Genomic DNA, 16,564 nt, shown 5'->3' with positions numbered 1-16,564 from the left:
ATGCGCCTGTACAACGGCGCATGATCAGACAGGTATTTGTTACTTAACGTGTTGCTTAAAGCACCACGTCGCGGGTAACCCCGTAACGACGCAGAATACGACGCAATTGCTCCAGCGCCTCGATCTGAATCTGGCGGACACGCTCCCGAGTCAGATTCAGACTGGCCGCCAGGTCTTCCAGCGTGCAGATTTCATAGCCATTCAAGCCGTAACGGCGCTCGATCACCATGCGCTGCTTGTCGTTGAGTTGCTTGAGCCACTCACGTACATAACGCTCGATTTCCATGTTCTGCAGCAGCGTTTCCGGGCCTTCATGTTGCTCATCCGGAATCGACTCACCAATGGTGAGCATGGGGTCAATGTCCAGCGGGGCATCCAGCGAGGCCACGCGTTCATTCAAACCCATAATGCGCCGAACATCTTCTACTGGCTTGCCCACCAGCGCGGCCACTTCCTCTACCGTGGGCTCATGACCCATACGCGCTTCCAGGTGGCGTTGCGCACGCAGGTAGACGTTGAGTTCCTTGATCACATGCACCGGCAAACGAATCGTCCGGGACTGGTTCATGATCGCGCGTTCAATGCTTTGGCGAATCCACCAGGTGGCGTAGGTCGAGAAACGGAAACCGCGTTCCGGGTCAAACTTTTCCAGTGCATGCATCAGACCGATATTGCCTTCCTCAATGAGGTCCAGCAGGGTCATGCCACGGTTGATGTAATGCTTGGCAATGTTCACCACGAGCCGCAGGTTGTGCTCGATCATTTTCTGGCGTGCCTGAAAATCGCCCTGCACCACACGCCGTGCCAAGGCGCGTTCTTCGTCTGGTGTCAGCAGCGGGCTATGCCCGATTTCGTTCAGATAAATCTGGGTAACGTCACCGGTACTTTCGTAGACAGGAGCGTCTGCTTCCTCAGCAGCAACAGACTCCGCCTCACCATCCCCTTCTGCTTCGTTCTCGATTGACTCGAGGTCTTCTTCCTCAAGTAACGCTTCGTCTTCCAGGATATCGATTTGATCGTTCATGGTTAGTCTGAGTGGATGTATTTGGCTGGATCGACCGGTTTGCCAAATCTGCGGATTTCAAAATGCAGCTTGACCTGGTCGGCATCGGTATTGCCCATCTCCGCGATCTTTTCACCCTTCTTGACGATGTCGCCCTCCTTGACCAGCAACTTGCTGTTATGCGCATACGCGCTCAAGAACTCGGTGTTGTGCTTGATGATGATCATTTTGCCGTACCCGCGCAGGCCACTTCCGGCATAGACCACCTTACCGGACGCTGACGCAACCACAGACTGCCCCATTTTTCCGAGAATATCAATACCTCTGCTTTCATCACTGAAAGCTTTGGCAGGCTGACCTGGCGTGGGCCAGATCCAGTCCACATCACCCGAAGCGGCCTCAGCCGGAGCAGATGCTGGCCCGGAGGCCGCTTTTACGTTACTTTTTGTAACACTATCGGACGTTACTGCAATTTCTGAAGCGACCACCGGTCGGGGCGTTGTGCTGCCCTCTTGCTGTGGTTTTGATGCAACGGCAGGGCCTTCAGCCATGGCGGCAATAGCGGTAGCGTTCTGCGGGCTGTACGGCAGCTTCATGGCTTTGGGATAACTTTTATTCACTGCAACCGGGGCAGCGGCCGGGCCGGTATCCTTGAGCGGTTTGACCTCTACGCCGCCATTGGTTGCAGCCGCCACACTGCCAGGCGGGGTCAGGCGCAAGACCTGCCCCACCTTGATGGCGTTGACGTCATCCAGATTGTTCCAGGCCGCCAGATCACGCCAGGCCACGCCATGATCCATGGCGATCCGGTACAAACCATCCCCCTTCTGGACGATATACGTGTCCGCACCCTGGCCGGTGACGACTGGCGCTGCGGCTGGCAGGGGTTTGACCACAGGGGATGTTGAACTGGCGGTCGCAGAGTTGCCCTGCTGGTAGCGATCAACGATGGGGGCCGGCTGGGTGGGCTGATTGGCGCAGGCGGCCAGCAACAACGCAGTAGCGGGGGCAATAAGACGCTGCCAGTTCACTCAATTTCTCCTGATATTTTTTGATCTGATGCTGCGGACGAGCAATTGTTCTTGGCTTGTGTAACAAGCGCATTTATGTAGCACTGGTTGGTACAACCAGGCCAACCAAAAATTCACGCCATGCCTGGGAGCAGCGGGACAAACTTCACCCGTTCCAGCCGTTGTTCGACCGGGCCCTCGGGCGTGATTTCAATCATGCGCAGCTCCTGAGTGTCGCCCCCGACCGGGAAAATCATGCGCCCGCCAGGTTTGAGCTGGGCAATCATGGCCTCGGGCACAATGGGTGCGGCGGCGGTCAGCATGATCACGTCAAACGGGCCACTATCGGGCAAGCCCCGACTGCCGTCGCCATGACGCAACCGTGTATTGAGGACGCCCAGTGTCGATAAACGTTCCCGCGCCTGTTTGGCCAGGCCGCCAATGCGCTCGATCGAGTACACGGTTTTGAAAAACTGGGCGAGAACCGTGGTCTGATAACCGCAGCCCGTACCAATTTCCAACACCTTGTCACGCTGCGGCGCGCCCAGCGCCAGTTCGGTCATGCGGGCGACAATATACGGTTGGGAGATGGTCTGCCCATGCCCGATGGGCAAGGACATATCGTCATAGGCTTTGTGCGAGATGGCTTCATCGACAAAGGCATGGCGCGGCACTTCACCCATGATGGTCAGGACTTCCGGGTGGGTAATCCCCTGACTTTTGAGGCGGTCGATCATGCGGGTGCGCGTGCGGGCTGACGTCATGCCCATGCCGGGCACATTATTGAAATTCATGCGCATAGCCATTTCGACACCGTCTCCAGTCCGGTATAGGCAGTCAGATCAATGGAAAGCGGAGTGACCGAGACAAAACCATTGGCCACAGCGTAAAAGTCCGTGCCTTCACCGCACACAGCAGCGCCACCCACCGGCCCGACCCACCAGATAGGATCGCCGCGCGGGTTTTCATCTTTGATCACTGAAGCTGCGCGATGACGCCGGCCCAGCCGCGTGGTGAGCTTGCCACGGATTTCGCCATAGGGGACATCTGGCACGTTCACATTCAACAAGGTCGGTTGATCAAACGGCTGCTTGATGCTTTGAGCCACCAGGTCCAGTGCAACTTGCGCCGCCGTTTCAAAGTGCTGCGGATTGCGAGAGGCCAGTGAAAACGCCAGCGACGTCACGCCCAGCAAATAACCTTCCGTTGCGGCCGCCACGGTGCCGGAATAAATGGTGTCGTCGCCCATGTTGGCGCCGTGATTGATGCCGGAGATCACCAGATCAGGCAACGTTTCCATCAAACCGGTCGCGGCAAGGTGTACGCAATCGGTAGGCGTGCCGTTGACGTACAAAAACCCGTTGGGCGCCCGGCGGACGCTGAGCGGACGGTCCAGTGTCAAAGAATTGCTGGACCCGCTCCGGTCACGCTCGGGTGCGCAAACCATGACCTCGTGCTCCTGCCCCAGTGCTGCAGCCAATGCCGCAATTCCGGTCGCGAAATACCCATCATCATTGGAAACTAATATACGCATGCGGCCTCCACTGCGGCGTATTCTAGCTGTATGCCGGGTGGGCGCGAAGCGGCGGCAGAACGAGCGTTGCGTATTGCCGCCTTGCCGGAGGTTATTCTGCGCGCAAAACAGGCGCTGGCGCGGCTTTGGGCTGTCAAGTCTGGCCGTCGCTGCACGCTGTTACGGCCGCTGCAGACAGGTCAATGGAGTGTGCGCGGGACAGAGAGCAAAAACTCGGGGATTTGCGCGTCAAACAAGGTGCCGTCAGTCGTGCGCATCTGATAGCTGCCCCGCATGGTGCCCACCGGACACTCCAGGGTGGTGCCACTCATGTATTCAAAGGACTGGCCTGGTTCGAGCACCGGCTGCTCTCCAATCACCCCAAGGCCACTCACTTCCTGTTCCCGACCTTCCATATCGCGAATGATCCAGTGTCTGGAAATCAATTGCACTGTCACCGCGCTGCGATTGGTGATGGCAATACGGTAGGCAAATACGTAGTGATCCTCTGTCTCATCAGACTGGTCCGGCACATAGCTGGCCTGCGGAACGATCTCGATGACAAATTCCGGCTTTTCGCTCATGTTGTTCATGCCTGTTTTCAGGGTGTTTTACATATTAGCAGTCCATGACAACGGGCTGCAGCCCTTCTGCGATACAATCGGGGGAAGTGTCTTATCCATTTCACGGAGTTTTTCATGGCCGAATACCGCATCGCCCCCAGCATCCTCTCTGCCGACTTTGCCCGACTGGGCGAAGAAGTGCGCAACGTCTCCGAGGCCGGGGCCAGCCTGATTCACTTTGATGTCATGGATAATCACTATGTACCCAACCTGACCATCGGCCCGATGGTCTGTGAGGCCATCCGCCCGCACACTACGCTGCCGATTGATGTGCATCTGATGGTCAAACCGGTGGATCGCATCATCCCTGACTTTGCCAAGGCTGGCGCTAACATCATTACCTTTCACCCGGAAGCGTCCGATCACATCGACCGCTCGCTGGGCTTGATCCGCGAGCATGGCTGCCAGTCTGGTCTGGTGTTCAACCCGGCCACTTCACTGGATTATCTGGATTACGTGCTGGACAAGGTCGACATGGTCCTGCTGATGTCGGTCAACCCGGGTTTCGGTGGCCAATCGTTCATTCCGGAAATGCTGGAAAAAGCCCGCCAGGCCCGCGCCAGGCTGGATAAATACAAAGACAAAACCGGCCGCCACATTCATCTGGAAATTGATGGTGGCGTAAAGGTCGACAACATCGGCCAGATTGCAGCCGCCGGGGTCGATACCTTTGTCGCTGGTTCGGCCATTTTTGGTCATCCGGACTACCGCGCCATCATTGCCGCCATGCATGCAGAAATTGACCGCCACGTGGCCGGCTAAGGGCTGGTTATGGATATCAAGGCTTTTGCTTTTGATCTGGATGGCACGCTGGTGGATTCGATTGCCGATCTGGCACGTGCCGCCAACGCCGCGCGTGCGGATCTGGGGCTCACCCCGCTGACCGAGGCACGCGTTGCCAGCTATGTCGGGGACGGCGCGTCATCTCTGGTGGCGCGCACGCTGGCAGATGACTACGCGGCCGAATTTACCGGCACTGCGCTGCAAAAAGAAGCGATGAACCACTTCGATTTGCACTACAAGCAGGGCCTGACCATCGACACCACGTTCTACCCGCAAGTGCAGATCACCCTTTCCCGCCTGCATGAGCGTGGCTTTGCCCTTGCCATTGTCACCAACAAGCCGGAACGCTATACGCTGCCCTTGCTGCGCGCACTGGGCGTGAGTGAACACTTTGAAGTGGTGGTGGCCGGCGACACCTTGCCGCAGAAAAAACCGTCGGCTGCGCCATTGCTGCATGTGGCCGAGCGCTTGCAAGTCAGCCCGTCAGAGTTGCTGATGGTGGGTGACTCCAAAAACGACGTACTGGCGGCACAAGCGGCAGGTTGCCCGGTGGTGGCGGTGAGTTATGGCTATGGCAGCAATCTGGATGATCTGGGCGCGGATCGCGTCATTCATCACTTTGCGGATCTGCTGGAGTTCATTGACTAGCACCAGACTCATGCGACCGGTACAAAAAAAGCGCCTGAGGGCGCTTTTTCTTTGGGCGCGCCGTTCAGCGCTTACGGTGATAGTCCACCCAGGCAAAACGGGCGCCGCTGGCTTCATCCACCGCCGCTTCACGCGCGGTTTCCTGCCATTCGGTCCGGTCAAACTCCGGAAAATACGCATCGCCCTCGGGCGCCAGTTCAACCTCGGTCAAATACAACGCGTCAGCCACAGTCAACGATTGACGGTAAATTTCGCCGCCACCAATCACAAAGACCCGTGCCGCATCGGCACACGCCGCCACAGCGGCTTCAATGCTGGGGTAGGCTTCTGCGCCTGCGGCTTGCCAGTCTGTCTGCCGGGTAATCACCAGATTGCGCCGGCCCGGTAGCGGGCGACCCAGAGAATCCCAGGTTTTTCGTCCCATCAAGATGGGCTGACCCAGGGTGCGTGCCTTGAAGCGCTTGAGGTCTTCCGGCAAACGCCACGGCAGGCGGTTTTCAATACCAATGACCCCGTTGCTGCCCATAGCGGCAATCAGGACGACTTCTGGGCGTGGGCTCATGGAAAAACTCCGGCAATGGGTAGAAGGCGGCATTGTGGGCGAAGCGGCGCGCCAGGGCAACGGCCGTGCCCCAGGCAGCCGACGGTAACAGGTACAATATGCCTTTGATTGTCTGATACCGGATTGACGCAATGACTGTGCAAGCTCTCGACGACCAGGAATTTGATCGCCTGGATACCTTCCTGATGTGTCCGCGTACGCCTGAAGCCACCATGGATCTGGAAATGCTGGATGGCTTTCTGGTGGCGCTGAACATTGGCCCGGAAGAAGTGCCGGAAGACGAGTGGCTGCCGGCCGTGTTTGATGGTCAGGTGCCGGAGTTCTCCGACAAGATCGAAGCCGACGACATCATGGACCTGATCCGTCGCCACGCGGCCACGGTACGCGAAGCCTTTTCGGCCAAGAGCCGGGTGCGGCCGGGTGAAGAGCCGCTTTACTACCCGCTGATCCTCAATGACGAAGGTCTGGATGAAAAGTGGCAGGAAACCATCGGCCAGTACTGGGCTTCGGGTTTTCACGCCGGCGTGGCCGTGCGCGAAGAAGCCTGGCAAAACGAGATGGATGAAAGCGATGACTTCTACAACACCATCGCCCGCATCATTGCGCTGGAACTGGGTCATGACCCGGACGATGAAGAAGAAAAGAAACTGACCATCAAACAGCGCGAAGACCGGCTGGATGAACTGCCGTGGCTGATTGAAGAACTGATGTATTTCTGGCTGGAAAAGCGCTTTGGCAAAGTGGAAACAGTCAAGAATGAAGAGCCCAAAGTCGGGCGCAATGACCCCTGCCCGTGCGGCAGCGGCAAAAAATACAAGAAGTGCCACGGCGCTTGAATCCATCCAACCTATTGACGACTGACCTGCCCATGTACCGTCTTGTTATCCAGGCTCCAGACATTGAAACCCCCAATCTCAAACAACTGGCGCGTTTGTCGGGCGCGGGTGAAATCCAGGCGGTGAACCAGCAAGCGTTTCACCTGATTGGCGCGGACATCGCCAACCAGGAGGCGGTCGCGGATTTTTGCGAATCCGTGCAGCACGACTGGGCGTTTATTCCGGAAGACCTGCGCGTGGGCGATATCGGCCTTGTGGTGATGGATATGGATTCCACCCTGATCACCATCGAGTGCATTGATGAGATTGCCGACATGGTCGGCATCAAGCCACAAGTGGCGGAGATTACCGCCGCTGCCATGCGCGGTGAGCTGGACTTCAAAGAGAGCCTGACCCGCCGCGTGGCCTTGCTGGCCGGACTGGACGCCAGTGCCTTGCAGCGTGTGTATGACGAACGCCTTAAACTGATGGCCGGGGCGGAAGTCATGCTCAAGGGCTTCCAGGCGGCCGGGGCAAAAACACTGCTGATTTCCGGCGGCTTCACGTTCTTCACCCACAAGCTGCAAAGCCGCTTGAATCTGACCCGTACCATTGCCAATGAACTAGAGATCATCGACGACAAGCTCACAGGCCGGGTGATTGGCGAGATTGTCGATGCGCAGCGCAAAAAGTCCGAGTTGATCCGCATGCGCGAAGAGTTGGGTCTGCGTCCGGAGCAAGTAGTCGCCATGGGTGACGGGGCCAATGATTTGCCCATGCTGCATGAGGCCGGTTTTGGTGTCGCATGTCATGCCAAGCCCAAAGTCCAGGCCGAAGCGCCGTACTGCATCAATCATGTCGGGCTGGATGGTGTGCTGAATTACTTTCTGACGCCCTGAGCCCGCCGGCGGGTTCTTTACAGCCACCAAAAAGCGCCTGAAATGGCGCTTTTTTCATGTCTGAGACACACCTCAAACATGACGTGTCCGCTGGCGCTCATTGTTCAGGTAGTCCAGAAACGCCTGCGCCGGCATGGGTTTGCCAAACAACCAGCCCTGCCCGCTCTGTACACCGTGCGCCACCAGCCAGGCCGCCTGCGCTTCGCTCTCGACCCCTTCGGCAATCATTTTCAGATGCAGGCTGTGGCCAATCTCTACAATATGCGGTGCAACACTGGCGGTGGCGGCCTCTGTGCCCACGGTATCAATAAACGATTTGTCGATCTTCAGGACATCAACCTGGAATGTCTGCAAATAAGATAGCCCGGAATAACCCGTGCCAAAGTCATCAATCAATACCCGGTGCCCCATCTGGCGCAGTTGCTGGATGATACCGACCGCGGTTTGGGCATGCATGAAACCGCGCTCGGTCGCCTCAATGGCAATGCGCTGCGGCTCGATACTGCAGGCCGCCAGGGTGCGCTTGAGCACCGCGCAGAAACGGTCGGTACTGAGGTCAATAGCGGCCAGATTGATCGACACATACAAGTCACTGCGCAATTGCAGCAAGGTGGCCATGTCTTTGCACACCAGGTCCAGCACCAGATCTGTCAGCGGCTGAATCAGCTGATTGTCTTCGGCCAGCGGGACAAACACATCTGGCCGCACCATCACATCCCGGGCTTGCGGCCAGCGGACCAACGCCTCCGCGCCAATGCAGCGCCGGGTGGCCAGGTCCACAATGGGTTGATAGTGAACCTGCAACTGCCGGCGGCGGATGGCGTAGCGCAGTTGCCCCACCAGTGAGCTCCGGCTGCGGATATACATCAGCAACCCGGCCGCAATGGCAAGGCCCAGCACAACGCCGACCGGTAGCCAGATTTGCAGCGCGGCGTACCAGTGGCGCAGCAGATTGATGGAGGGCTCGCCCGCTACCACGGCAATCGGCAACTGCGCTGATTTGACGGTAATGTAATAGACGCCATCGGCCTGGCGTTTGCCGGACTCTTTATACCCTTTAAGGATGAAATCCGGCCGCGCGTTATGCCAGGAGGCCACAATTTCATTGGTTCCGGTCCCCACGACCGAGAGCGACAAGGTGGGGTCTTCCACCACCACATCGACCAGCGACTCCGGATCAAGCAACACCGCATGCGTGTCATCCGCAATCATCAGCATGGGTTTACCGGTGTCTTCAATATCATAGGCATGCAACCAGACCCGGTAGTGCGGCCCTTCCCAGGAGGGCTTGCCCAGTCTGTTCTGGTGGGCAAAGCGCCCCAGCATGGCCCCGCACATCAGATAGTCACGGTCCCGCAGTGTGACCACGTCTTGCACATACCGATGCATCAGCGAAACCCGGCGCATATCGGCCATGTACTCGTCGCTGCAGGGCTCCGCGGTCAGTTGCTGCATCTGGCCCAGCGCATCGCGAGCATTGTTGTAGACCATTTCAATGCGGGTCAGACCACGGCGGGCGTAAAGGGAGAGTGCTTCATACTCGCGCACTTGCGCCCGCTTTTCGGCCACGTAGGTCATCAGACCGACCGGAATGGTGGCGACCGCGATGATGCCCAGCACCACCAGTACAACAATGGAATGATGAAGCAGGGATTTGCGGGTCAGCATCAACATCTGGGTATTCATTCCGGCAGCGTTATACGCAGGGGCATTCAGAGTTCCTGGCAAGATGCCGTCGAGCACCGCCGGCACTCTCAATTCATAGCCAGCAAATGCCACTCTTTCCTGGAAAAATGCACGGCAACTGTGCCCGGACATGAATGGCCCTGCTATGCTTGACAGCTTTCTTTCCAGCTACAGGCACACCCCATGAAGCCGTTGGCACAAGGCGGTCTGGTTTATTCCACTGAGCACGGCCGCATGTGTCCGCACTGCCGCCAGCCAGAGGCCCAGTGCATCTGCCAGCCTGCACAACCGGCGGGTTTTGCCGATGGCATTATCCGGGTCATGCGGGAAACCAAAGGGCGCAAAGGCAAGGGCGTCACCGTGATCAAGGGGGCCGTGATGGACCTTGCCAGCCTGACCGCCCTCGCCCGTCAACTCAAGGCGGTATGCGGCTCAGGCGGCACCGTCAAGGATGGTGTGATTGAAATTCAGGGCGACCATGTCGATGCAGTCCTGACTGAACTGAAAAAACGCAATCTGGCCGCAAAGCGCGCCGGCAGTTGAGCCCGTTACGGCTAGCGATATAACCGCGCTGCCACGGTTGGGCCAAACACGTTGATCAACAGCCCTCCCATGACAATGGCCCCACCCAGCCATTGCAACGTGGAAAGGTGTTCGCCCAGTGACAGTGCCGCAGTCACTACCCCAATCACCGGCACCAGCAAGGTCAGCGGCGCAATCTGTCGCACCGGGTGATGTGCCAGCAACCGCCCCCACAAGGCATAACCCAGGCAGGTCGCCACATAGGCCAGATAAATCAGCGCGGCCACGCTGGGCCAGCCAGGATTGGCCAGGCTGGCGCTGATACGCGCCGGGCCCTCCAGCCACCAGGACAAGAGCAAGAACGGCACCGGCGGCACCAGTGCGCCCCACACCACAAGACTGAGTGGATTGACGGCCCCGACCCGTTTGACGACCAGATTGCCAGACGCCCAGGATAGTGCGGCCAGCAGCGTTAACACAAAGCCCAGCCCGCTAAAGCCACCGTTGCCATGCAGGCCAATCAACGCCAGGCCCGCTGCCGCCACCAGCAAGCCCAGTACGTTATGCCAGCGCACCGGCTCGCCAAAGATCAGCGCAGCCAGAAGCACCGTGAAAAACGCCTGCGCCTGCAATACCAGAGAGGCCAGGCCGGCAGGCATGCCGACGTACAAAGCCGAAAACAGAAAGGCAAACTGCCCCAGGCTGATCGTCGCCCCATACGCCACCAGTTGCGGCCAGGGGATGCGTGGACGTGGCACGATCAACACAGCTGGAAACGCCACCAGCGTGAACCGTAGCGCACCCAGCAACATGGGCGGTACGCCGTGCAGGCCGACTTTGATCACCACAAAGTTGACGCCCCACACAAAGACCACCACCAGTGCCGACAACCAGTCTTTGGCCTGCATGCACCCGCCCCAAAAAAGGCTCAAGTATGCCTCCTGGAAGTTAGCCCCTCTATCGGGCACTTCCGCAGGCGTCTAGAATCCGCAACATGTTGCTGCCTGGAACAAAGATCTGATGCGGATTCGCTCCCCAATGACTGCATGGCATTGCACCATACTGGCATGGCTGGCGGCGTGCCTGTTGGCGATTGCGCCAACATTCAGTCTATTGCATGCATCTGCCACCGTTCAGGCCGATCCGGTGTTGTGCAGCGCTGGCGGGGTGCGGGTAGAGGCGGGTTCTGCACGACAACGTACTCTGGTCCTGCTGACCAGCGCCTGTCCGTTGTGCGCCCTGCAAAGTCATCTGCCCCCATGGCCGGTACTGGTGCCGCAACTGACCATGCACATGGTGGCTGGCCTGCTGCCTTTAATGCCAGCGCTCACCGTCACAGCGGACTGTGCGCTGCCGCCCGCAACCGGGCCACCGGGGTTTGTTCGTCGTTGATCCTGCCCGTTCGGGCCTTGAGAACAGTTAAACCACGGAAAATCCGCATGCTGAATTTACTGAAATACCCAGCATTCCTGCTGGCCCTGCCCTTTGTTCTGTTGACCGCCACGCCGTCTCTTGCCGCCGATACCGCAGCGGCAGTGTCGATAGTTCAGGCGTGGTCACCCGCCACACCACCCGGTGCCGAAACGGGTGCGGCTTATTTCACCATCAACAATCGCAGCGGTGCAGCAGATGTCATCCTTGGCGCCAACAGCGCCGTGGCGACAGAGGCTTCAGTCCATGAAATGAAAATGGCAGGTGGCATGATGCAGATGCGCGCCGTCCCCAAACTGTCACTGGCGCCCAAGGCCAGCGTGACATTCAGCCCGCACGGCTACCACGTGATGCTGACGGGTCTGAAGAAGCCGCTCAAGGAAGGGGATCATTTCAAGCTGGCGCTGCAATTGCAGCATGCCGGGGCCGTAGAGGTTGATGTGGTGGTCGAAGGACTGGGGGCCAGCCAGTTCACCGGCCCCGCAAAGTAATCTTTGCCAGCCCATCAAAAGCCGCCCGTAGAGGCGGCTTTTGATTGAGGGCGACGCCGGGCGTCGCTCAATCCGGCGACTCTACATAGAGCCCTTCTGCAAGCAGCGTCCCCACGGGTGCGGGGCAAAAATACGCCCATGCCAATACCTGCGTGCCATCCGGCGCATGCACTGCAATGCGCTCCCGCGTGTACCACTCCGGGTGACGCTCCAGCACATCCAGATGCGCCAGTTGCCCGGCGTCGACCTGGTACAGTTCGCCGCTGACCGGATAACGGGCTTCATGCTTGAACAGGAACGGGATGCGCTGCTCCAGATACAGCGCATAGTGATGCACCGTGCGCGCTGCGCCCAGACATGGCGTGCCACGCATCCAGTGGTGGTTGCGACAGCCCTGTTTAAGGGTGCCATAGACAAATACGTAGCCATCATCAGGCGCGGCGGTTGCATGAGTCATCGTGATGGCGTGCGGGTCAAGTTATCGGGCAGATCAAAGGGCTTGCTGTCGGCATCTGCCGGTGTGGCGACTGGGGGCGCCGCTTCCGCAGCGGGTTCAGAGGCCGTCTTGCTGATCATGGCGGGTGCTGGTTGTGTCGCAGCTTGGGCTGCTATCTCAGCCAACGGCAGCGGCGCACTCAGGCGGCAGTCATCATCGTCAAAACACACCTGGACCGCCATCCTTGCCGGGGACTCCGTACGCAGGATGCGTACCTTGCCACAATAGCTACGCGTGCTGGTCACGGTCTGAACTGACTCTTCCACCCCCTGATTGCACTGTACGGCGCGTTTTTGCACGTCGCCAAAGCCCACGTTGCTATCCGCATCCACCAATTGCCAGCGCAACGGTGCATTGGGCGCGGCGGCCACAGGCAAAGACCACGCCAGGATGTATGAATCAGCCGTAGTCGCACCCAGCGCCAGTTGCGGCACGGTGCCAGACGGTTGGGTGCTGACGACTTCCACGGTGAACATATCGCTGGGTGTACAAGCCAGCTTGCTACACAGCCGCACGCTTAGATTATGTTTGCCCGGAGACAAGCCGTTGAGCGTGGTTTCGCCCATCTGGCTATGGGCGGAATCTTCACCAAACGCACTCGACTCATACAAGACTTTCTTGTCGTCCAGCACCTGCCAGTAATGCCCCGGCGTACCCCACCACAAATGCCAGGTAATCTTGACGGGCTCACCCGTGGTGAATGAGGGCAACCACTCGATTTCCGGCGCAGAGGGCTTGCCGTCGCCTTTGTCCCCACCCACCCAGGTATTGATGGCCAGCGGCGTACATACCGGTTCCCCCCGGGTGCCGGTGTTGCAGAGCTTGATCTGGATTTCATGGCGACCCGGGGCCAGATCAGTCAGCGTGTAGACGCCGCTTTGCACGGAAATCGCCTTGGCCGCGCTGTCTTTGCTGGTGAGCAGCGTGCGCTGGGTAAAGCTTTGCGTACGCGCCCGCAATTGGCCGTTATCCCAGATTTCCCAGTATTGGGCGGTGGTGCCGAAGTTGATATCCCAACCCAGCGTCAGTTGATTGCCCGGCAAAGTGGCGGGCACATCGTCCAGAGCGGGTTTGATGGGCGGTTCCACGGTCGGCGCGGGAATGGACTCCCCCGGGTACTGCATGGCCGGCAGCGGTTGTATCGAGGCATCGTTCGCCGGCGCAGCAGCCGGCGCATCTACGTCAATGCAATCCAGCATGCCGCCTGCGGCCGGCTTGCAGGCGCGGTCACCACTGGCGGCAGCTTCCTGCGGCGTCATCAGCGTGGCGTGCGCCATGCAGAGCCAAAGGGCACACAAAACCGAGAACATCCACCGCTGCAAGGTCAATGCACTGCCTCCCGAGAAATGAACTGGCGCTTACACGTGTTATTCGCAATGTTCCAGTTGTAGCTGCAAGATGCGCTCACCGCGAAACTCATTGATGCTGATGGAAAACACGGCGGTCACTTTATCCGGCAAGGGTTGCGGGCTGCCAAAGCGAATCCCGTCCAGCACCATGCCAAAACGTGTCGCCAGTTTGACCTTGAGGTGCCGCTCACCCACCACGCGCTGCTCCAGCACCCGGAATTCGTCATGAAATTTCGGCGCCGGAAAACCCTGGCCCCACACCTGATGGTCCAGCCGCGCCACCACATCCATGTTGTAGCTTTCCTGCGGCAAGGCGCCATCCGTTTCGATAATGCGTTCCAGCGCGGTAGCCGGCATCAACTCACGACATACGGCCTCAAAGGCCTGCTGAAAGCGCGCAAAATCTTCCGTGCGCAGGCTAAGGCCCGCAGCCATGGCATGCCCGCCAAACTTCAGGATCAGTCCTTCATGACGCTTGGAGACAAGGTCCAGTGCGTCACGCAGATGCAAGCCGGGGATGGATCGGCCGGAGCCTTTGATTTCCCCTTCGCCGCCATCGGCAAACACCAATGTTGGCCGGTGAAATTGTTCTTTCACCCTTGAAGCCACAATCCCGACCACGCCCTGATGCCAGTCCGCGCGATACAGACAGATGCTCCAGCTATCCGCCACATTGACGCTGGCAAGAATAATCTCAGCCTCATCGCGCATGCCGGCTTCAATGTCGCGCCGCGCACGGTTCATCTGGTCCAGTTCACTGGCCAATGGCAAAGCGGCTTGCTCAGAACCGGCCAGCAGACAGGCAATACCCAGGCTCATATCGTCCAGCCGGCCCGCCGCATTCAGGCGCGGCCCCAGCGTAAACCCCAGGTCAAAACAACTGGCCCGCTGCGGATTGCGCCCGGCGGCGTTAAACAGCGCCAGGACACCAGCACTGGCCTTGCCGCTGCGCATGCGCTTGAGGCCGTGTTCCACCAGGATGCGGTTATTGGCGTCCAGCTTGACCACGTCGGCCACCGTGCCCAGCGCCACCAGATCCAGCAACTGGCCCAGGTTGGGTTCCGGTTTGTCGGCAAATGCACCGCGTTCCCGCATCTGGGCGCGTAGCGCCATCAGGACATAAAACATCACGCCGCAGCCGGCGAGATTTTTGGATGGAAAGTCACAGCCCGGTTGATTGGGATTGACGATCAAGGCATCCGGCAACTGATCGCCAGGCAGGTGGTGATCGGTAATCAAGACATCAATACCGCGTGCTTTGGCGGCTGCCACCCCGGCGACGCTGGCAATACCGTTGTCCACGGTAAGGATCAAGTCTGGCGACTGTGCGGCCGCCAGTTCCACAATCTCTGGCGTCAAGCCATAACCGTATTCAAAGCGGTTAGGCACCACAAAACCAATGGTCGCGCCCAGCAGCGACAGCCCTTTCATGCCGATGGCGCAGGCCGTTGCCCCATCCGCATCGTAATCGGCCACGATCAAAATGCGTTCCTGGCGAGCAATAGCGTCAGCCAGGCGCACGGCGGCTTCTGCCGCGCCTTTCAGTTGCGACCAGGGGATCAGCCGGGTCAGGTCGTATTCCAGTTCATGTTCATCACCAATGCCCCGCGCGGCATACAAACGCGCTTCCAGCGCGGAGTAACCGGCGTTGCGCAAACGGGTTTCCAGTTGAGCGGAAACCGTGCGGGACTGGATATGCGGGTTGGTGGTATTCATGTTTGCTTGCATTACAACTGCCACGGCAGGCGTGCGCCTTGCCAGAATTTCCAGCGCATGCCGGGATCGACTTCAACCGCAAGGCCGGTTTCCGGCAAGGAGAACGCCAGACTGTCAATGCGCCCGGCCTTGAGGTCGGCCAGTAACGGCGCAAACCACTCGGCCTCCAGCTGTTGCCAGGCGTTCCGCCAGCCTTGCGGATCGTTGGCGATCAACTCTGTGCCCAACGCATCAAGCACAATCATCGCGTCTTGCGCAGGCAGGTCTTGTACTCGCGCGGGTAATGCATCAAAACGCGTACGGGCGGCGATGCCCAGTGCTTGCACCAGCACATCATTGGTCAAGATGCGGCTGGCCGGGAGTACCGGCGGATGCGCGAGTGGCCATGTGCCGCCGCCCCACAGCCAGACTGAGCTGATCGCGGGCTCGCCGCGCGCCTCACGCGCATCGTTGACCGGGTGCGTATAAAACAGCATCTGGATTTCGTTGAGCGCCCGGTGCCAGTTCAGCGCATCCGGCCCTTTGGGCAAAAACGGATCAATATTGCGGCCGTTGACTACATCCACCGGCGCACAGACCAGTTGCGGGTCCTGCGGTACGCGCAGATACCAGTGTTGCGGGGTGGCCGCCACAAAGTGAAAACCGTCTTCCTGGAATAAGCCATTGAGCGCGCGCACGAGTCCGTCGGCATCCGCCTGGCTGATCGGGAAACTATGACCATCTTGCAGCGACAACTGATCCCGGCCGACATGCAAATGCACCGGATCTGCCCGCAACCAGTAACCGGGTTCGGCGTCGGGGTGATCCATCCCCAGCGTCAGCGGCGCGGCGGGCAGGCCCGGCACTTCAAAGCGTTCTGCCAGCCAGTCATGCCAGGATTGCGGGCGCGCAGGCATACGCCGGCCACGCCCCAGCATCTGGCCCAGCGCGGGCAGCTTGAGGTCAGAGATCATTTGCGTTTGCAGATCAGCATCCGGCCAGATGCTGTGAGGAATGACAAGGTGATAGCGCATGGCA

At 59.1% G+C, this 16,564-nt stretch carries 19 protein-coding genes; 7 read left to right on the top strand and 12 right to left on the bottom strand.

Translation table 11 applies throughout. From position 1 onward, the window contains the following. Positions 1–55 precede the first annotated feature (55 nt). The 5 genes from rpoS to apaG all read right to left on the bottom strand — a co-directional run bounded on the left by rpoS (position 56) and on the right by apaG (position 4,110). Positions 56–1,024 (bottom strand): RNA polymerase sigma factor RpoS, encoded by a 969-nt coding sequence (gene rpoS, locus HNQ50_RS06105; protein ID WP_184098636.1) that lies wholly within the window; start codon positions 1,022–1,024, stop codon positions 56–58. 2 nt (positions 1,025–1,026) lie between these two features. Continuing rightward, the gene (locus HNQ50_RS06100; RefSeq protein ID WP_184098634.1) at positions 1,027–2,034 is read right to left on the bottom strand and encodes a peptidoglycan DD-metalloendopeptidase family protein; all 1,008 of its coding nucleotides are present in this window, start codon (positions 2,032–2,034) and stop codon (positions 1,027–1,029) included. Positions 2,035–2,147: 113 nt separating this feature from the next. Then, the gene (locus HNQ50_RS06095) at positions 2,148–2,807 is read right to left on the bottom strand and encodes a protein-L-isoaspartate(D-aspartate) O-methyltransferase (RefSeq protein WP_246428602.1); all 660 of its coding nucleotides are present in this window, start codon (positions 2,805–2,807) and stop codon (positions 2,148–2,150) included. After that, positions 2,804–3,547 carry a 5'/3'-nucleotidase SurE gene (surE, locus tag HNQ50_RS06090; RefSeq protein WP_184098632.1) on the bottom strand — a complete coding sequence of 248 codons (744 nt, stop codon included), beginning with the start codon at positions 3,545–3,547 and terminating at the stop codon, positions 2,804–2,806. Before surE ends, HNQ50_RS06095 begins: the two co-directional genes overlap by 4 nt. A 179-nt stretch (positions 3,548–3,726) precedes the next feature. After that, complete coding sequence (gene apaG / locus HNQ50_RS06085; RefSeq protein WP_184098630.1) at positions 3,727–4,110, bottom strand: Co2+/Mg2+ efflux facilitator ApaG/CorD; 384 nt, start codon at positions 4,108–4,110, stop codon at positions 3,727–3,729. Between the two features lie 114 nt (positions 4,111–4,224). Here apaG and rpe point away from each other — a divergent pair, with 114 nt between their 5' ends. Further along, the gene (gene rpe / locus HNQ50_RS06080) at positions 4,225–4,911 is read left to right on the top strand and encodes a ribulose-phosphate 3-epimerase (RefSeq protein WP_184098628.1); all 687 of its coding nucleotides are present in this window, start codon (positions 4,225–4,227) and stop codon (positions 4,909–4,911) included. A 9-nt stretch (positions 4,912–4,920) separates the two neighbouring features. Further along, positions 4,921–5,580: a phosphoglycolate phosphatase gene (locus HNQ50_RS06075; RefSeq protein ID WP_184098627.1), complete on the top strand. Its 660-nt coding sequence runs from the start codon at positions 4,921–4,923 to the stop codon at positions 5,578–5,580. Between the two features lie 64 nt (positions 5,581–5,644). On the opposite strand, the gene HNQ50_RS06070 is transcribed toward HNQ50_RS06075, so the two are convergent. Next, positions 5,645–6,142 carry a dihydrofolate reductase gene (locus HNQ50_RS06070; RefSeq protein WP_184098625.1) on the bottom strand — a complete coding sequence of 166 codons (498 nt, stop codon included), beginning with the start codon at positions 6,140–6,142 and terminating at the stop codon, positions 5,645–5,647. A gap of 131 nt (positions 6,143–6,273) precedes the next feature. Between HNQ50_RS06070 and HNQ50_RS06065 the strand changes: the two genes are divergently transcribed. Continuing rightward, a complete protein-coding gene (locus tag HNQ50_RS06065) occupies positions 6,274–6,978 on the top strand; it encodes a UPF0149 family protein (RefSeq protein WP_184098623.1) in 705 nt (234 codons plus the stop codon). 32 nt (positions 6,979–7,010) lie between these two features. Next, a complete protein-coding gene (gene serB, locus HNQ50_RS06060; RefSeq protein WP_184098620.1) occupies positions 7,011–7,856 on the top strand; it encodes a phosphoserine phosphatase SerB in 846 nt (281 codons plus the stop codon). Positions 7,857–7,928: 72 nt separating this feature from the next. Here the strand turns inward: serB and HNQ50_RS06055 are convergent, their stop codons facing one another. Further along, positions 7,929–9,542, bottom strand: coding sequence for an EAL domain-containing protein (locus HNQ50_RS06055; protein WP_184098619.1), 1,614 nt, complete (start codon positions 9,540–9,542; stop codon positions 7,929–7,931). A 183-nt stretch (positions 9,543–9,725) separates the two neighbouring features. On the opposite strand from HNQ50_RS06055, the gene HNQ50_RS06050 reads away from it, so the two are divergent. Next, positions 9,726–10,085: a translation initiation factor Sui1 gene (locus HNQ50_RS06050; protein ID WP_184098617.1), complete on the top strand. Its 360-nt coding sequence runs from the start codon at positions 9,726–9,728 to the stop codon at positions 10,083–10,085. Between the two features lie 11 nt (positions 10,086–10,096). Here the strand turns inward: HNQ50_RS06050 and HNQ50_RS06045 are convergent, their stop codons facing one another. Continuing rightward, positions 10,097–10,996 (bottom strand): EamA family transporter, encoded by a 900-nt coding sequence (locus tag HNQ50_RS06045; protein ID WP_246428601.1) that lies wholly within the window; start codon positions 10,994–10,996, stop codon positions 10,097–10,099. A 106-nt stretch (positions 10,997–11,102) separates the two neighbouring features. Here HNQ50_RS06045 and HNQ50_RS06040 point away from each other — a divergent pair, with 106 nt between their 5' ends. Further along, positions 11,103–11,456 carry a hypothetical protein gene (locus HNQ50_RS06040; protein WP_184098615.1) on the top strand — a complete coding sequence of 118 codons (354 nt, stop codon included), beginning with the start codon at positions 11,103–11,105 and terminating at the stop codon, positions 11,454–11,456. A 47-nt stretch (positions 11,457–11,503) separates the two neighbouring features. Then, a complete protein-coding gene (locus HNQ50_RS06035) occupies positions 11,504–11,986 on the top strand; it encodes a copper chaperone PCu(A)C (RefSeq protein ID WP_184098613.1) in 483 nt (160 codons plus the stop codon). 67 nt (positions 11,987–12,053) lie between these two features. On the opposite strand, the gene HNQ50_RS06030 is transcribed toward HNQ50_RS06035, so the two are convergent. The 4 genes from HNQ50_RS06030 to HNQ50_RS06015 all read right to left on the bottom strand — a co-directional run bounded on the left by HNQ50_RS06030 (position 12,054) and on the right by HNQ50_RS06015 (position 16,560). Continuing rightward, entirely contained in the window at positions 12,054–12,443 is a 390-nt protein-coding gene (locus HNQ50_RS06030) for a gamma-glutamylcyclotransferase family protein (RefSeq protein WP_184098610.1), read from the bottom strand. Next, positions 12,440–13,759 (bottom strand): chitinase N-terminal domain-containing protein, encoded by a 1,320-nt coding sequence (locus tag HNQ50_RS06025; protein ID WP_184098608.1) that lies wholly within the window; start codon positions 13,757–13,759, stop codon positions 12,440–12,442. The genes HNQ50_RS06030 and HNQ50_RS06025 overlap by 4 nt, the downstream gene beginning before the upstream one ends. Positions 13,760–13,849: 90 nt before the next feature. Further along, positions 13,850–15,547 carry a single-stranded-DNA-specific exonuclease RecJ gene (gene recJ, locus HNQ50_RS06020; RefSeq protein WP_184098606.1) on the bottom strand — a complete coding sequence of 566 codons (1,698 nt, stop codon included), beginning with the start codon at positions 15,545–15,547 and terminating at the stop codon, positions 13,850–13,852. Positions 15,548–15,558: 11 nt separating this feature from the next. Further along, positions 15,559–16,560, bottom strand: a complete 1,002-nt coding sequence (locus HNQ50_RS06015; protein WP_184098604.1) for a hypothetical protein — start codon at positions 16,558–16,560, stop codon at positions 15,559–15,561. Between the last annotated feature and the right edge of the window lie 4 nt (positions 16,561–16,564).

It is taken from the genome of Silvimonas terrae (assembly GCF_014202765.1).
GTDB classification, from domain to species: Bacteria; Pseudomonadota; Gammaproteobacteria; order Burkholderiales; family Chitinibacteraceae; genus Silvimonas; species Silvimonas terrae.
This window is presented reverse-complemented; position numbering and strand designations above follow the sequence as displayed.

Bases quoted from the DNA above. Each gene is read 5' to 3' on its own strand.
- HNQ50_RS06025 (WP_184098608.1), bottom strand. From the start codon at position 13,759: ATGGCGCACGCCACGCTGATGACGCCGCAGGAAGCTGCCGCCAGTGGT.
- HNQ50_RS06065 (WP_184098623.1), top strand. From the start codon at position 6,274: ATGACTGTGCAAGCTCTCGACGACCAGGAATTTGATCGCCTGGATACC.
- rpe (WP_184098628.1), top strand. From the start codon at position 4,225: ATGGCCGAATACCGCATCGCCCCCAGCATCCTCTCTGCCGACTTTGCC.
- HNQ50_RS06055 (WP_184098619.1), bottom strand. From the start codon at position 9,542: ATGAATACCCAGATGTTGATGCTGACCCGCAAATCCCTGCTTCATCAT.
- HNQ50_RS06040 (WP_184098615.1), top strand. From the start codon at position 11,103: ATGACTGCATGGCATTGCACCATACTGGCATGGCTGGCGGCGTGCCTG.
- HNQ50_RS06035 (WP_184098613.1), top strand. From the start codon at position 11,504: ATGCTGAATTTACTGAAATACCCAGCATTCCTGCTGGCCCTGCCCTTT.
- serB (WP_184098620.1), top strand. From the start codon at position 7,011: ATGTACCGTCTTGTTATCCAGGCTCCAGACATTGAAACCCCCAATCTC.
- rpoS (WP_184098636.1), bottom strand. From the start codon at position 1,024: ATGAACGATCAAATCGATATCCTGGAAGACGAAGCGTTACTTGAGGAA.
- apaG (WP_184098630.1), bottom strand. From the start codon at position 4,110: ATGAGCGAAAAGCCGGAATTTGTCATCGAGATCGTTCCGCAGGCCAGC.
- HNQ50_RS06075 (WP_184098627.1), top strand. From the start codon at position 4,921: ATGGATATCAAGGCTTTTGCTTTTGATCTGGATGGCACGCTGGTGGAT.
- recJ (WP_184098606.1), bottom strand. From the start codon at position 15,547: ATGAATACCACCAACCCGCATATCCAGTCCCGCACGGTTTCCGCTCAA.
- HNQ50_RS06070 (WP_184098625.1), bottom strand. From the start codon at position 6,142: ATGAGCCCACGCCCAGAAGTCGTCCTGATTGCCGCTATGGGCAGCAAC.
- HNQ50_RS06050 (WP_184098617.1), top strand. From the start codon at position 9,726: ATGAAGCCGTTGGCACAAGGCGGTCTGGTTTATTCCACTGAGCACGGC.
- surE (WP_184098632.1), bottom strand. From the start codon at position 3,547: ATGCGTATATTAGTTTCCAATGATGATGGGTATTTCGCGACCGGAATT.
- HNQ50_RS06030 (WP_184098610.1), bottom strand. From the start codon at position 12,443: ATGACTCATGCAACCGCCGCGCCTGATGATGGCTACGTATTTGTCTAT.
- HNQ50_RS06095 (WP_246428602.1), bottom strand. From the start codon at position 2,807: ATGAATTTCAATAATGTGCCCGGCATGGGCATGACGTCAGCCCGCACG.
- HNQ50_RS06015 (WP_184098604.1), bottom strand. From the start codon at position 16,560: ATGCGCTATCACCTTGTCATTCCTCACAGCATCTGGCCGGATGCTGAT.